Raw genomic sequence first — 13,189 nt, forward strand, 5'->3', positions numbered from 1 at the left:
ATTACCATAAAAAAAACCCGGATCAGTAGATCCGGGTTTGTCTATCCTATGGTATATAATGTTAAAAAGCCTTTGCATATTCTTTTGCAAAATCCTCCAGTTTTATCTTACCATCCACAGGCGCACCGCTGGCTTTAAAATGTGCCTGGATCTTACCTGCACGTAAACCGGCTCCCATATCGGTATACAGTTGTGCGATCTCTGCCGGAACGCCGGCACCTTTCATACCTTCCAAAGCCTGTTCATCGGTAAACTCAACCCAGGGTAACTCAGGCTTTCCGATAACCGCGCCAAATACTTTGGCCACATCAGCAGCAGTACGGATATCGCTCACAATATACTGAACCTGTTTACCAGTTGCAGGCTGTTGTAAGGCAACGGCAGCAGTGGCAGCAATATCATGCGGGTGTACCAGGGGTAATAAGGTAGCAGCAGGTAAATTAGAACCAATAATGCCGGCGCCTTTAATTACCGGTACATCATTGTAATAATTGGTATAAAAATAACCTGCACGCAGGAATGTAATATTAATACCTTCCAGCTGGTTGTAAATATTCTCTACCTGGTATAAGCCTTCAATAGGACCATTGCCATTTGACAGGTCAGCACCAATGCTGCTGAGCATCACTACCTGTTTTACGTTAGCGGCTTTAAAGGCTTTGGCAAATGCTTCACCGGCAGCGGCTGTATTGGCCACAATATTGGCCCCGCCCAGGTTTGGAGGTGTCATCGCAAAAACAGCGTCAGCACCGGTGAAAGCGCTGGTTAAAAAAGCCGCATCACTCACCGAGCCGATGGCAGCCGTAGCACCCAACGCCTCAATGTCTTTTTTCCTGGTCTCGTTACTGGTAATAACGGTTACGGTTTGCCCGGCTGCTACCAGTTTCTTTACTAATTGTTGTCCTATGTTCCCTAAAGAACCCGATACTGTAATTTTCATGCTAAATATTTTTTATTTCTGACAGCAAAGTTATCTTTGTACTTACTTTTATACAAGTACTTACCCTAAAGTATGTATAATGACAGCGATTAAAAAAACATCTACCATCCAGGAAAATAAACAATATGCCCTGGACCTTTGCCCGGTTACCTATGTAATGGAAAAGATAGGCGGCTACTGGAAACCTATTATTTTATACCACCTGTCCACCAGTACCAAACGTTACAGCGAACTCAAAAGGGCCATACCGGCTATTACAGAAAAGGTATTAATACAACACCTGAAACAACTGGAGGCAGACGGCCTAATCATCCGCGAATCAAAGCCGGTCGTACCACCCCATGTTATTTATAGGCTGAGTACTTCCGGCAAAGGGTTATTACCGGTAATTAATGCCATGGCCAAATGGGCCATCAAGGAAAGAGAAGGCGTATTTGCCTGATACTACTATAACTTTACACAATGGACATAAAAACATTTATAGCTGACTGGATAGCGGCCAGTAATAGTTATAACACAAAAAAATATTTATCCTTTTTTTCGAAGGATGCGGTACTGGACGACCCATCAGTAGGCAGCACATTCCCCGGACATAAAGGAATAAAAGAGTATTATACCAGTTATTTTATCGGTTACAAAACGCAAACCAGGTTGTTGAAAACAAAGCTCCGGAAAAACGCGGCTTATATTGAAGTGGAGTTCACCGGTGAATTTCCTGAAGGTAAAATAAAAGGAATGTTTGACTTTACTTTCGGGGAGGATAAGATCAAAACAGTAAAAGCGGCCTTATTATAAAACGGCAACACCTACCCTAAACAAACCAGCTCAAAAATAGTTGTGATAAAATACTGGCTTTAAAACACCAGTTATCAACAAAAATCAACCAGCCCGTTTTTCGCAAATATTTGAACCGTCCATACACTTTACCTTTGCTTCCTAAACAACCAAACATAAAAAAGATTATGGAAACAATACATGTTAAAGCATTCGGGACCACTGCACCCGAAGCCAATCTGGAGCAAATGAACATCCACCGCAGGACGGTAACACCAAAGGATGTAGAGATCGACATTTTATACTGTGGCGTTTGCCACTCTGACCTGCACACAGCCCGTAATGACTGGGGCGGTAGTAAATACCCTGTTGTACCAGGCCATGAAATTGTAGGCAAAGTAACGCGGGTAGGCAGCGAGGTAACAAAATTTAAAGTAGGCGACCTGGCCGCTGTAGGTTGTATTGTAGACAGTTGCCAGACCTGCAGCAGTTGCCAACAGGACCTGGAGCAATATTGTCTGAATGGTTTTACCGGTACCTATAACGGAAAGGACAAACACCTGGGTGGTCATACCTTTGGTGGCTATTCGGAGAAAGTAGTTGTTGACGAACATTTTGTATTATCGGTTCCGGAAAACCTGGACCTGGCAGCTGCAGCACCTTTATTATGTGCAGGCATCACCACCTGGTCGCCCCTGCGCCACTGGAATGTAAAAGAAGGCAGTAAGGTAGCCGTTGTAGGCTTAGGCGGTTTAGGACATATGGCCATTAAACTGGCCAAAGGTTTAGGCGCCAGTGTATCTTTATTTTCCAGGACACCCGGTAAAACGGAAGACGCCAAAGCATTGGGCGCAGATGAAGTAATTATTTCAACTGACGAAGCGCAGATGAATGCGGTAAAAGGAAAGTTTGATCTCATCATCGATACTGTTCCTTATGTACATGATGTAAACCCTTATGTGGCTACATTAAATATTAACGGCACGGTAGTACTGGTGGGCTATTTAGGACCATTGGAACCCATGTTACATACGGTACCATTGATCCTGGGGCGTAAATCAGTAGCAGGCTCTGTGATCGGTGGTATTGCCGAAACACAGGAAATGCTGGACTTTTGTGGCAAGCACAATATTGTATCCGATATCGAGATCATCAAGATGCAGGATATCAACCATGCTTACGAAAGAATGTTGAAAAGTGATGTGAAGTACCGGTTTGTGATTGATATGCAGAGTTTAAAAAACTAATTCATCTCTTTTATTAAAAAACGTCGTTAAGGTATATACTTTAACGACGTTTTTGTTTGTAGCAAGATACTGCCTGTAACAGTAATTAAATATTACAGGGATTTAAATACCAGGGTTGAATTATGTCCCCCGAAACCAAAAGCATTGCTCATGGCCGTTCTGATATTTTTCTGGAGGGGTTCATCCCTTACGATTTGAATACCTGCGGGTATATCTGCATCCGGTTGCTCAATATTGATCGTTGGGGGAATAATATTTTCATTAATCGATTTTATCGCGATAATAGCCTCGATTGCGCCGGCCGCACCCAGCAAATGCCCCGTCATTGATTTGGTAGAATTCACCCACAAATTAGCTGAACCCTTGAATGTTTTTGCTACTGCCTTTAACTCTGCAATATCACCTACCGGGGTGGACGTTGCATGCAGGTTCAGGTAATCCAGTTCAGTAATATTCAGTTCGGCTTCTTCCATGGCCAGCTCCATGGCTTTTGCCGCACCCAAGCCTTCAGGGTGTGGCGATGTCATGTGATAGGCATCGGCCGTCATAGAAGCACCAGCTAACTCGGCATAAATTTTTGCACCCCGCTTTTTAGCATGTTCATACTCTTCCAGCACCAATGCACCTGCCCCCTCTCCCATTACAAAACCATCCCGGTTCGTATCAAAAGGGCGACTGGCCCGCAACGGATCATCGTTCCTGGTGCTCATCGCTTTCATAGCAGAAAAACCACCAACCGATGCAGGAGTAATGGGCGCTTCGGAACCTCCGCTTATAAACACCTTTGCCTTACCCAAACGGATATAGTTGAACGCATCCATAATGGCGGTATTGGAAGTGGCACAGGCTGAAACCGTTGTGTAATTAATACCTTGCAAGCCATATTTCATGGAGATCATGCCCGAAGCCATATTCACGATCAGTCGCGGTACAAAAAAAGGACTGAAACGTGGCATATAATTGCCTGTCACATACTGCTCCACTTCTGTTTCAAAGGTTTCCATTCCGCCTTGTCCTACCCCCCAGATCACACCCACATCAAAAGGATCAATGTTTTTCATATCCAAACCTGCATCTTCCCAGGCCTGTGCTGCACTATACAACGCATATTGTGTAAAGAGGTCACTGCGTTTAATTTCGTTCCGGTCAAGATATCGCTGCGGATCAAAGTTTTTTATTTCTGCCGCGATCTGTGTGCGGAACCGGGAAGCATCAAAACGGGTGATCATACCCCCGGCTCTTTTACCTTCCAGGCTGTTTTGCCAAAAAGTGTCTACTTCGTTTCCCAGGGGGTTAACCGTACCCAACCCTGTTATTACTACTCGTTTCATTTAATTTTTCTTAAAGTCTGTTTTAAATAAGTTGGAATACCCTTTGGCTATCAGTCTTGTTTCACCGGCATTCCATATTTCACATTCTGCATTGACAAACTGTTTTCCCTTCTTGATGATCCTGGTTTTTGCAATGATCGTTTCACCGGCTTTTGCTACCGAAAAATAATCGATCACATTGTTGATAGTGGTATAAAAAAACTCCTCATTCAAAGAAAACATTGTTGCACCCAGTACATCATCAATGATCGCCGCAGTAACGCCGCCGTGTAAGTTTCCCACAGGGTTCAGCCATTCTTCTCGTACCTGGTATTCAAATTCCAAAGTACCCGATTCCACTTTTTTTAAAACAGGGTTTAACCAGCGCATAAACGGCGAGGGTGAGGCTGAAAATTCTTTCCCAATAAAACTTTTCATAATTGTTAATGCATCCATCCTGTTATTTTTTAGGAATTAAGAACGATACTAATTTTTCAACCCATGGTGAAATGGTCAGGATCGCAGGAACGACAATCAACTAAGCAACAGCCCATGATCTCAACCATACCGATGTATGTAAATGTGCCCAGCCAACATTCACGGTGATCAGCGTGAAGGAAATAATACCCGTGGTTAGTATGCCCATGATCAGGGCAAATACAATTTTTTGTTTCATAAAAATGTTTTCCGGAATAATTAAGCGGTCACCGGCTTTGTCCTGGTCTGGTTCATCACTTTCAAGGCTTCTTCCGGCGACGACAGGTACAGTCTATACATATCCTCAGTTTTGCCTACCCTTATTTCCCATTGATCCTGTTCCCACGCCTGTAGAAACTGCTCCGCTACTGCCTGCGGTGAAATACCGTTTTTACCTCCGATAGGAGCTGAAAACTCAGTATCCACCAACGGTGGCATTAATTCAAACACCGCTACCGGTGTACCCTGTAACGCCAAACGCAGGGATTGCGTATAGGAATGCAAGGCGGCTTTACTGGCTGAATAGGTTGCCAGGCTACCCGGTACAAATGCTACCACGGAAGATACATTCACTATCGCAGCTGATTCCTGTTTTTTCAGCAAGGGTAACAATTTTTCATTCAACCGTATAACCGACAAATAATTGGTCAGCATCTCATCCGCTGCTTTTTCAAATGCCTGTATATTTTCCGTGGCAAGGTCGTACACCAAAGCCCTGCCGGCATTGTTAATGACCATATTAAGCTGTGGAAAATCGGTATACACCTGCTGCACTAAACGTTCAACATCACCCTCCTTGCTAACATCTGCTACTATCGGCGTTACACCTTTTAAGCTGGCAGCAGCCTGCAGCAGGCGCTCCTTGTTCCGCCCGGTGATAATAACCGTATTGCCTTTTTCCGATAACAGTTTGGCTAATTCAAAACCAATGCCTGCGCTTCCGCCCGATATTAAAATGGTATTGTTCGACGTGTTCATATAATGAAATTTAAGTTGTTTAAATAATATACCGAACGGTATATTTTATGATAAAAAAATTTATTTTACAATTTCCTCGTTTATAATTTTTACAATACGGTCTAAAGCCAGGTTCAGGTGATCAGGACCGTTCACTACTTTTGACAATAAAATACCACCCTCAATCAGCATTAAAAAAGTACTGGCGTATGCCTTTGTATCAATATCCTTCCGGAATTCATTCTTTTTTATCCCTGCCTCCATAATCTTTGTCATCTCTTTTGCCCAATTGGCAAATGCCTGTTGCACAGTCGATTTCATAAAAGGCAGGGCATCATCTACCTCCGTTGCCGCATTCAGCATAACACACCCACCCTTTACAGAAATGGATGACCAGTTATTCCTGTAGAAATTGATAAAAGCTAACAGTTTGTCATAAGCAGAGGTTTCGGCAGCAATAGCCCTTTTAATTTTCCCGGTTAATTCCCCCAGACTGTGTTTAAATACAGCAATCGCCACTTCTTCTTTATTCTGGAAATTACCGTAAATACTGCCTTTTGTCAGGCCGGTGGCAGCGGTCATATCAGACAAAGAAGTACCGGCATACCCGTTTTTATTAAAAAGGGTAGCTGTTTTTTCAATGATGAATTGACGTGTCTGTTCAGCCTTTGACATCAGGTTTTAGTAATTTATTCCACAAAGATATAATAATATACCGTTCGGTATATTATTTTTTACACCTCAATTCAGCATATTATGAATTTAATAACAATAGCAGGTCAAAAAAAAGGTGATAGCCTGTGCTATCACCTTGTATGTTCGGTACATTTTTTAATTATTTCTTCGACTGTTCATAGGTGGGACCATATAAACCGGGCACAGCATTACCCGTTGCACGCAAGTGTGCCACCAGTTCACCCCGGTGATGGTAGAGGTGGTTATACAAAAATCCACGGATGGCCTGTACCTTGGGCATAGGACCAACAAAGACCTGCTCGCCGCTTTTCATTACCCACTCATTGAAATACGTGGATTCATCCGACGCTTCAATGGCCTTTTTTGCTTTGGCCACATTCTCTTCAAATTTGGCGATAATATTGGCAATCTGGCTATGGTCTTCCCTTTTATAATGAAAACTGCCAAAATCAAAAACATCTACACCAAAAACACCTTCATACCAGGCATAGATAGCCGTGACATGTGAAGCTAGTTGTGCCACCGACCAGAGATGCGGTTGCGGACGGTATTCCAGCGCTGTATCAGGAATAGCCTGCAACAGCTTTCTTGTATTTTCTGCTTCGTACAAAAATTCTCCAAGTAATGCCTGCTTGATCATATTACATGAAATTTCTTATTCTAAAATTAGTGTAAAACCGGTACATATTAATCAAACACCGTTTATTGTTAATGAGAAAACAAAGATACCATCCGGGCATTTTATAGATCCCCTTCCACATTACAACCCAACCCGGTTTCTTTCTTCCTCGTTCCCGGCATTTCTTTGTTTGGCTTTAATAGCATTATTGCCAAATTTATAACTCAGCGACACCCTGAAGCCCCTGGTATCACCGTAGCTGCGTACATTATTTTTTATACTGTTGGAATAATACGTAATTAAAGGCCGTTGAGCATTCAGCAGGTCTTCACCCACAAGCGTCAGGGATAGTTTTTTATCCAGTAATAAAAATTTCACCGAAACATCCAGCATATGCATGGAAGAAATATGAAATACCTGGTAACGCCCGGGTAACTGTACGGCATAATTCAATCCCGCGAAAAAAGTTTTCCGTTTATTCAGGGTAAAATCGTTGTTGGTATACAGGTAGGCATTCAATCCATCTACTGAAGTGATAAACCTTGTTTTTGATTGTACATGCTGGTAGTTCATATTAAAACCGCTAAAACTGTTCCACCATGTCCATTTGCTGAAATGATAATAGGAAGAAAGTCCCAGCTGGAAAGTGTTGGCATAGTTCACCGGCGTTTGCCGGGTAATATTGGTCACCGGATCTGCAATGGACAACTCCTGCCCAAAATCCTTCACACCGGAATAATATACCGAGCTTACCCATTTCTGGTTGTTGATATAGGAGAACTCCAGGTTATCAATAAATGAAGGTTGTAAGAAAGGATTACCCTCCGAATAAAAATAGGGACTGGTACGGATCACAAAAGGGTTCAGGTATTCAAAATCCGGTCGCCTGATACGACGGCTATAATTAAACGAAAAAGAATTTCGTTGATCCGGTACATAAGTGATATAGGCCGTTGGAAACAATCTTACATATTTATTTTTATTCTCCTGGTCCAGGTTTTTTGAATAACCATGGGTTTGCGTTGCTTCCATGCGTAAGCCTAATTGCGTCTCCCATTTTTCATGCAGTTTTTTACCGGCCGAAAAGTACAGGGCTTCATTGTATTCTTTATAATTAAACATGTTGGATTGATCCGTATTTAAAACCGGCTCACCCGTATGATGATCATACACCACCAGGTCGTTATTGGTATTGGTATAAGCAATCTTTCCGCCAAAACTGATATTCGCCCATTGATAAGGTAATGTCACATCGATCTTTCCCGAATAGTTCTGCACCTTGTTGATATTGCTATTGGTGGAAGAGAAAAAACTATTGGGTATATTATTTTTTTGTTCGTCCAGTTCATTGCCTGCAAAAAAACGGCGGTCCTTTTTGCGGTAATTAAAATGGTCTATATCTACCGATATGGTTTTACCCGCGGTGCCTAAGGCTACGGTATGATACCAGTTAATGGAATGCATGACAGGCTTGTTCCCTGCATCTGCTGCCGTTCTTATATAAGACGTTGGCAAACCCGAAACATGATCAAACCGGGTTGTGAACGGGTTATTGGCTGATGTTTTGTCTGTAAAGCTTCCGAGGTATTTAATGCCGCTGCTCCATTGCCTGCTCATTTTGTAATCAACACCCAATCCCAAACCCCATATATGACTTACCGATTTATTGCTCACCTCCTGTTTCCACCATTCACCTGGGTAAAAGATATGTCCTTCAGAACTTGTCAATAATTTATCCTTGCTCTTACTCACACTAGCCTGAACCGCCAGGCGGTCACGGTTATAGTTAAATAAACCCTGCAGGTTGTTACTGGCATAGGTTTTTTGTGTGTAGGATGTTCCCAGGTTCGCATTCCAGCTATTTTTCCTGGCCGATTTAAGCCGGATATTGATCAGTCCGCTGTTCCCTTCGGCATCATACTTAGCAGGTGGCGCCGTGATCACTTCAATACTTTTAATATTATCAGCAGGTATCGATCGCAGGAAAGCGGCCAGGTCTTCCGGCGACATGCGTTGTAACCGGTCATCAACCATTACCAGCACCTCCCCTTTCCCCACAATAGACACCATATCGTTTTGTACCCTCACCGTAGGTGTGGCTTTCAGGGCATCCAGGGCCGTACCGCCGGTTATAGCTGTCGCCTGTTCTACGTTAAAAACCAGCCGGTCTACTTTCTGCTCTACCAGTTTTTTCCTGGAAGCAATCGTTATGCCTCCCAGTTCTGCCATTTCATTTATGGTAATTATGCCCATGTCCATATCGCCATTCAGCAACAAGGTTTTATTTAAAAACTCCCGGCCAAATTGCTCCACCACCAGGCGGTAATTCCCTGTCCCGCTTTTTATTATAAACAGGCCCGTACTGTCTGTAGCTGTTCTTTGTACCAGTGCCGAATCTTTGCTTAATAAACTTACATAGACAAACTCAACAGGTGCATGCTGCGCATTTACCACTTTACCCCTGATCGTAAAATGCTGTCCCGATACCCTGGCCTGGCAAACCAATACCGCCAGTAAAAAAATGATCTGTTTCATACTTTTTAATTAGGACACAAAACTGCCGTTCCGCGGTACATAAAACTATTTCTATCGACAAACCCCTCCCGTTCATCTACAAACCCGGTCAGGCCCTAACGGGTGAATGAATATCTTTGTTAAAATTTATTCAGATGGTGTATAAAGGGACATTATCCAGGCGCATGGAATGTCTGATCCATATTATTTTCTGGTTATTAACCGGCTATTTTGCCTTTGTTAAAAACCCTTTGTATGCCCAATGGATCGTTCCCGATCTGTTCTATATCACTTATGCCATTGTATTTATGGCTACCTTTTATTTTCATTACCTGGTAGTAATGAAAAAGGTATTCCGCACCTTTCAATGGAAAAAACTATTAGCCGGCCTGTTTATTTCCTATTTATTCTTTACAGGCGCCAGGTGGCTTACCGAACAGGTGATCACCAATCTTCTATTCAACCGGGTAAATTATATTGATCCTACATTCATTAATTATATGCTGGACAACCTGCATTACAGCAGCATGCCCATCATCTTCAGTTCTTTTTTATGGTTCGGCATCTACTTTGTGCGGCTGCAGGAATACAATAAAGCTATCCTGGAAGAAAATAAAAACACGGAGATCAAATTCCTGAAGGCCCAGATCAACCCGCATTTTATTTTCAATATCCTGAACAATATTTACTCCATGGTTTATTTTAAATCGGATAAATCTTTACCCGCTATTGAAAAACTAAGCCAGATCATGTTGTTCACTACATATGAATCGCAGAAAGAAAAGATCTGGTTATCGGAGGAGATCAACTATATCAAAGCCTATATTGAACTGGAACAGTTAAGGCATAAAGAGAGCGCTTTTGTACAACTGGATATTCAAACCAATACGGAGCATATTGAAATACCACCTTATATTTTATCCCCTTTGGTGGAGAATGCATTAAAACATGGTGTTGCTTCTACTGAAAATCCTATAAGGATAGTACTTACCGCCAATAACCAGCTATTACATCTACAGGTAAGCAACGAAATCGGCACCCAGAAGAAAGATAAACTCGGCGGCATCGGGCTGGACAACTTAAAGAGCCGGCTGGATATACATTTCCCAGACACACACCAGCTCTTACTGACCAATGAACATAACCATTTCACCGCCGACCTTCAAATCAGGTTTATATGAAAAAGAAAATAAACTGTATCATATTAGACGATGAGCCCTTTGCCGTACAACTGTTGGCTGACTATGCATCCAAAGTTCCGCAGTTGAATGTGTTGTACGCCGACAGTGATGTATTTGAAGCCATTGAAGTGTTGAATAAAGAAACAGTGGACCTCATCTTCATTGATATCCAGATGCCGCAGCTTACCGGCATTGAACTGATGCAGATGTTCAACCACAAACATAACTTTATCATCACTTCGGCCTACCCGCAATATGCACTGGAAGCTTACCAGTTTCATGTCATTGATTTTATCGTTAAACCCATCACTTTTAACCGCTTTTACCAGAGTGTAGAAAAATATAACCGCTGGCAGGAAACCTTTCAGCAGCAGGACACGGATAATTTCCTGTTTGTAAAAGCCGATCGTAAACATTACAAAATTGCCACGGACAACATTTTATTTATTGAAGGTTTGAAAGATTATATCCGTATCCATACCCCCGGCGAAAAGATCATGGTGCTGGAAAACATGAAGGATATAATAGAGCAGCTACCCGCCAACCGTTTTGTGCGTATCCATCGCTCCTATATCATCCCCTTAAACAAAATAAAAGTAATAGAAGGCAACCAGGTACAGATGAGTGACGGTAGTTTTTTACCTATTGGCGAAACCTATAGAAAACTGGTAGCCGAATGGCTGGATAAAAAATAGTATTTATGGTATAAAAAAGCAGTATGCAGCAAGGGCCGTTTGTACTATCAACGGCCCTTTTTGTGTATATTTATCCAATGATCCACGGAGCCGGCAGCACAATCATCCGGCTCCACCATTATTTTATGCTTTAATACTTTGATCCTCATGAATCAGCAGGAAAACTCGCGGCGTTTTTTCTTAAAAACATCGTCGGTACTGGCAGTTTTTGCCATGATACCACGCACTGCCAAAGCGTTTTACGAAGAAGTAAAAAACTTCTTTGTACCCAACAAAGAAATATTACCGCTCAGTCTCAGCATCAACAAAAAGAAATACACGGTTAAAGCCGATACCCGTACTACCCTGCTCGACCTGTTACGGGAAGAACTGCAACTGACCGGCACAAAAAAGGGTTGCGACCATGGCCAGTGCGGCGCCTGTACCGTACATGTAAACGGAGAACGGGTATTAAGCTGTTTAACCCTGGCGGCTATGGTACCTGGCAAAGAAGTTACCACTATTGAAGGGCTGGCCAACGGTGATAAACTACACCCCATGCAGCAGGCATTTATTGAATGCGACGGCTTTCAATGCGGTTACTGCACACCCGGCCAGATCATGTCGGCCGTAGCCTGTGTAAACGAAGGCCACACCGGTTCGGTAGCCGAAATAAAAGAATTCATGAGTGGCAACTTATGCCGCTGTGGCGCTTATAACGGTATTGTTCAATCCATTCAAAAAGTTGCACCATGAGACCATTTCTATTTACCCGCTCATCCGCACTCAACCAGGCATTAGCTAAAAAAAATAATAGTACCCAGTTTATTGCAGGCGGTACCAACCTGGTTGATCTGATGAAGAAAAATATTGCCCAGCCCGAAAACCTGGTGGATATTACCACCGCATTGCCCGCTAAAATACAGGCAACCGCAAAAGGTTTACAGATCGGGGCCATGGTGCGTAACAGTGCTATTACCAATGATGCTACTGTAAAGTCAAAATATCCCCTGCTGGCAAAAGCCATTTTAGCAGGCGCTTCGCCACAGATCAGGAATATGGCTTCTACCGGCGGCAACTTATTACAGCGCACCCGCTGTCCTTATTTTTATGATATCACTACGCCTTGTAATAAACGTAAACCAGGCAGTGGCTGCAGTGCGCTGCAGGGGCAAAACCGCATGAGTGCTATTGTGGGCTACAGCGATCAATGTGTGGCCGTACACCCCTCCGATATGTGTGTGGCACTGGCAGCCCTCGATGCAACAGTTACGGTTACCACTAAAAACAACCAGCAGCAACAAATAGCATTTAAGGATTTTCACCGGCTGCCGGAAAGTACACCTGACCGTGATAATAATTTACCGGCAAATGCCCTTATCCATGCTGTCACCATCCCGGATAATCCTTTTAATAAAAACTATGCGTATATAAAGCTGCGCGACCGTGACAGCTATGCTTTTGCCCTTGTATCGGTTGCAGCCGCTTTACAGCTAAGCGGTAATACAATTGTGCAGGCAAGACTGGCCTCCGGCGGCGTGGCACATAAACCCTGGCGCTGGACCGAGGCCGAGCAATACCTGAAAGGCAAACCGGCCACCGCTGCGTCTTTTACCGAAGCAGCCACCATTGTTACCAGGGGAGTAAAACCCTTATCCCACAATAGTTTTAAAGTAGGCCTGTTAAAAGGTGCGGTTGAAACGGCCCTGCAGCAATGTGTAACCATATCGCCATAATTTTTTTGTTACCGGCTGTAGTAACTAACAGCATCGTTCCTTGCGTCGCACACTTCAGCTGTAG

The 13,189-nt window shown here is 43.1% G+C and carries 15 protein-coding genes; 7 read left to right on the top strand and 8 right to left on the bottom strand.

What is annotated here, in order from left to right; translation table 11 throughout:
- Positions 1–61: 61 nt before the first annotated feature.
- Entirely contained in the window at positions 62–940 is an 879-nt protein-coding gene (locus ACFS6H_RS19640; protein ID WP_386103172.1) for an NmrA family NAD(P)-binding protein, read from the bottom strand.
- A 79-nt stretch (positions 941–1,019) separates the two neighbouring features.
- On the opposite strand from ACFS6H_RS19640, the gene ACFS6H_RS19645 reads away from it, so the two are divergent.
- The 3 genes from ACFS6H_RS19645 (at position 1,020) to ACFS6H_RS19655 (ending at position 2,961) form a co-directional block, all read left to right on the top strand.
- The gene (locus ACFS6H_RS19645; RefSeq protein WP_386103174.1) at positions 1,020–1,382 is read left to right on the top strand and encodes a winged helix-turn-helix transcriptional regulator; all 363 of its coding nucleotides are present in this window, start codon (positions 1,020–1,022) and stop codon (positions 1,380–1,382) included.
- A gap of 20 nt (positions 1,383–1,402) precedes the next feature.
- The gene (locus ACFS6H_RS19650) at positions 1,403–1,735 is read left to right on the top strand and encodes a nuclear transport factor 2 family protein (RefSeq protein WP_386103176.1); all 333 of its coding nucleotides are present in this window, start codon (positions 1,403–1,405) and stop codon (positions 1,733–1,735) included.
- A gap of 167 nt (positions 1,736–1,902) precedes the next feature.
- Entirely contained in the window at positions 1,903–2,961 is a 1,059-nt protein-coding gene (locus ACFS6H_RS19655; protein WP_386103178.1) for an NAD(P)-dependent alcohol dehydrogenase, read from the top strand.
- Positions 2,962–3,053: 92 nt separating this feature from the next.
- Here the strand turns inward: ACFS6H_RS19655 and fabF are convergent, their stop codons facing one another.
- The 7 genes from fabF to ACFS6H_RS19690 all read right to left on the bottom strand — a co-directional run bounded on the left by fabF (position 3,054) and on the right by ACFS6H_RS19690 (position 9,555).
- Positions 3,054–4,292, bottom strand: coding sequence for a beta-ketoacyl-ACP synthase II (gene fabF, locus ACFS6H_RS19660; protein ID WP_386103180.1), 1,239 nt, complete (start codon positions 4,290–4,292; stop codon positions 3,054–3,056).
- Positions 4,293–4,727, bottom strand: a complete 435-nt coding sequence (locus ACFS6H_RS19665) for a PaaI family thioesterase (protein WP_386103182.1) — start codon at positions 4,725–4,727, stop codon at positions 4,293–4,295. It lies immediately after the preceding gene.
- Between the two features lie 82 nt (positions 4,728–4,809).
- Complete coding sequence (locus ACFS6H_RS19670) at positions 4,810–4,947, bottom strand: DUF2798 domain-containing protein (protein ID WP_386103184.1); 138 nt, start codon at positions 4,945–4,947, stop codon at positions 4,810–4,812.
- Between the two features lie 20 nt (positions 4,948–4,967).
- Entirely contained in the window at positions 4,968–5,726 is a 759-nt protein-coding gene (locus ACFS6H_RS19675) for an SDR family oxidoreductase (RefSeq protein WP_386103186.1), read from the bottom strand.
- A gap of 60 nt (positions 5,727–5,786) precedes the next feature.
- Positions 5,787–6,380, bottom strand: a complete 594-nt coding sequence (locus ACFS6H_RS19680) for a TetR/AcrR family transcriptional regulator (protein ID WP_386103188.1) — start codon at positions 6,378–6,380, stop codon at positions 5,787–5,789.
- Positions 6,381–6,540: 160 nt separating this feature from the next.
- On the bottom strand, positions 6,541–7,041 hold the full coding sequence (locus ACFS6H_RS19685) for a DinB family protein (protein ID WP_386103190.1): 501 nt from the start codon (positions 7,039–7,041) through the stop codon (positions 6,541–6,543).
- A gap of 120 nt (positions 7,042–7,161) precedes the next feature.
- Positions 7,162–9,555 (bottom strand): outer membrane beta-barrel protein, encoded by a 2,394-nt coding sequence (locus ACFS6H_RS19690; protein ID WP_386103192.1) that lies wholly within the window; start codon positions 9,553–9,555, stop codon positions 7,162–7,164.
- Positions 9,556–9,689: 134 nt separating this feature from the next.
- Between ACFS6H_RS19690 and ACFS6H_RS19695 the strand changes: the two genes are divergently transcribed.
- The 4 genes from ACFS6H_RS19695 to ACFS6H_RS19710 all read left to right on the top strand — a co-directional run bounded on the left by ACFS6H_RS19695 (position 9,690) and on the right by ACFS6H_RS19710 (position 13,125).
- On the top strand, positions 9,690–10,715 hold the full coding sequence (locus ACFS6H_RS19695; protein WP_386103194.1) for a sensor histidine kinase: 1,026 nt from the start codon (positions 9,690–9,692) through the stop codon (positions 10,713–10,715).
- Positions 10,712–11,410: a LytR/AlgR family response regulator transcription factor gene (locus tag ACFS6H_RS19700; RefSeq protein WP_386103196.1), complete on the top strand. Its 699-nt coding sequence runs from the start codon at positions 10,712–10,714 to the stop codon at positions 11,408–11,410. The genes ACFS6H_RS19695 and ACFS6H_RS19700 overlap by 4 nt, the downstream gene beginning before the upstream one ends.
- A 147-nt stretch (positions 11,411–11,557) precedes the next feature.
- On the top strand, positions 11,558–12,145 hold the full coding sequence (locus ACFS6H_RS19705) for a (2Fe-2S)-binding protein (RefSeq protein WP_386103198.1): 588 nt from the start codon (positions 11,558–11,560) through the stop codon (positions 12,143–12,145).
- Positions 12,142–13,125, top strand: coding sequence for an FAD binding domain-containing protein (locus ACFS6H_RS19710; RefSeq protein WP_386103200.1), 984 nt, complete (start codon positions 12,142–12,144; stop codon positions 13,123–13,125). Before ACFS6H_RS19705 ends, ACFS6H_RS19710 begins: the two co-directional genes overlap by 4 nt.
- Positions 13,126–13,189: the final 64 nt, after the last annotated feature.

Origin of the sequence: Terrimonas rubra (genome assembly GCF_042686025.1) — a bacterium.
Classification (GTDB): Bacteria; Bacteroidota; Bacteroidia; order Chitinophagales; family Chitinophagaceae; genus Terrimonas; species Terrimonas rubra.

Coding starts and splice junctions, on each gene's coding strand:
- ACFS6H_RS19640 (WP_386103172.1), bottom strand. CDS start 940: ATGAAAATTACAGTATCGGGTTCTTTAGGGAACATAGGACAACAATTA.
- ACFS6H_RS19645 (WP_386103174.1), top strand. CDS start 1,020: ATGACAGCGATTAAAAAAACATCTACCATCCAGGAAAATAAACAATAT.
- ACFS6H_RS19650 (WP_386103176.1), top strand. CDS start 1,403: ATGGACATAAAAACATTTATAGCTGACTGGATAGCGGCCAGTAATAGT.
- ACFS6H_RS19655 (WP_386103178.1), top strand. CDS start 1,903: ATGGAAACAATACATGTTAAAGCATTCGGGACCACTGCACCCGAAGCC.
- fabF (WP_386103180.1), bottom strand. CDS start 4,292: ATGAAACGAGTAGTAATAACAGGGTTGGGTACGGTTAACCCCCTGGGA.
- ACFS6H_RS19665 (WP_386103182.1), bottom strand. CDS start 4,727: ATGGATGCATTAACAATTATGAAAAGTTTTATTGGGAAAGAATTTTCA.
- ACFS6H_RS19670 (WP_386103184.1), bottom strand. CDS start 4,947: ATGAAACAAAAAATTGTATTTGCCCTGATCATGGGCATACTAACCACG.
- ACFS6H_RS19675 (WP_386103186.1), bottom strand. CDS start 5,726: ATGAACACGTCGAACAATACCATTTTAATATCGGGCGGAAGCGCAGGC.
- ACFS6H_RS19680 (WP_386103188.1), bottom strand. CDS start 6,380: ATGTCAAAGGCTGAACAGACACGTCAATTCATCATTGAAAAAACAGCT.
- ACFS6H_RS19685 (WP_386103190.1), bottom strand. CDS start 7,041: ATGATCAAGCAGGCATTACTTGGAGAATTTTTGTACGAAGCAGAAAAT.
- ACFS6H_RS19690 (WP_386103192.1), bottom strand. CDS start 9,555: ATGAAACAGATCATTTTTTTACTGGCGGTATTGGTTTGCCAGGCCAGG.
- ACFS6H_RS19695 (WP_386103194.1), top strand. CDS start 9,690: ATGGTGTATAAAGGGACATTATCCAGGCGCATGGAATGTCTGATCCAT.
- ACFS6H_RS19700 (WP_386103196.1), top strand. CDS start 10,712: ATGAAAAAGAAAATAAACTGTATCATATTAGACGATGAGCCCTTTGCC.
- ACFS6H_RS19705 (WP_386103198.1), top strand. CDS start 11,558: ATGAATCAGCAGGAAAACTCGCGGCGTTTTTTCTTAAAAACATCGTCG.
- ACFS6H_RS19710 (WP_386103200.1), top strand. CDS start 12,142: ATGAGACCATTTCTATTTACCCGCTCATCCGCACTCAACCAGGCATTA.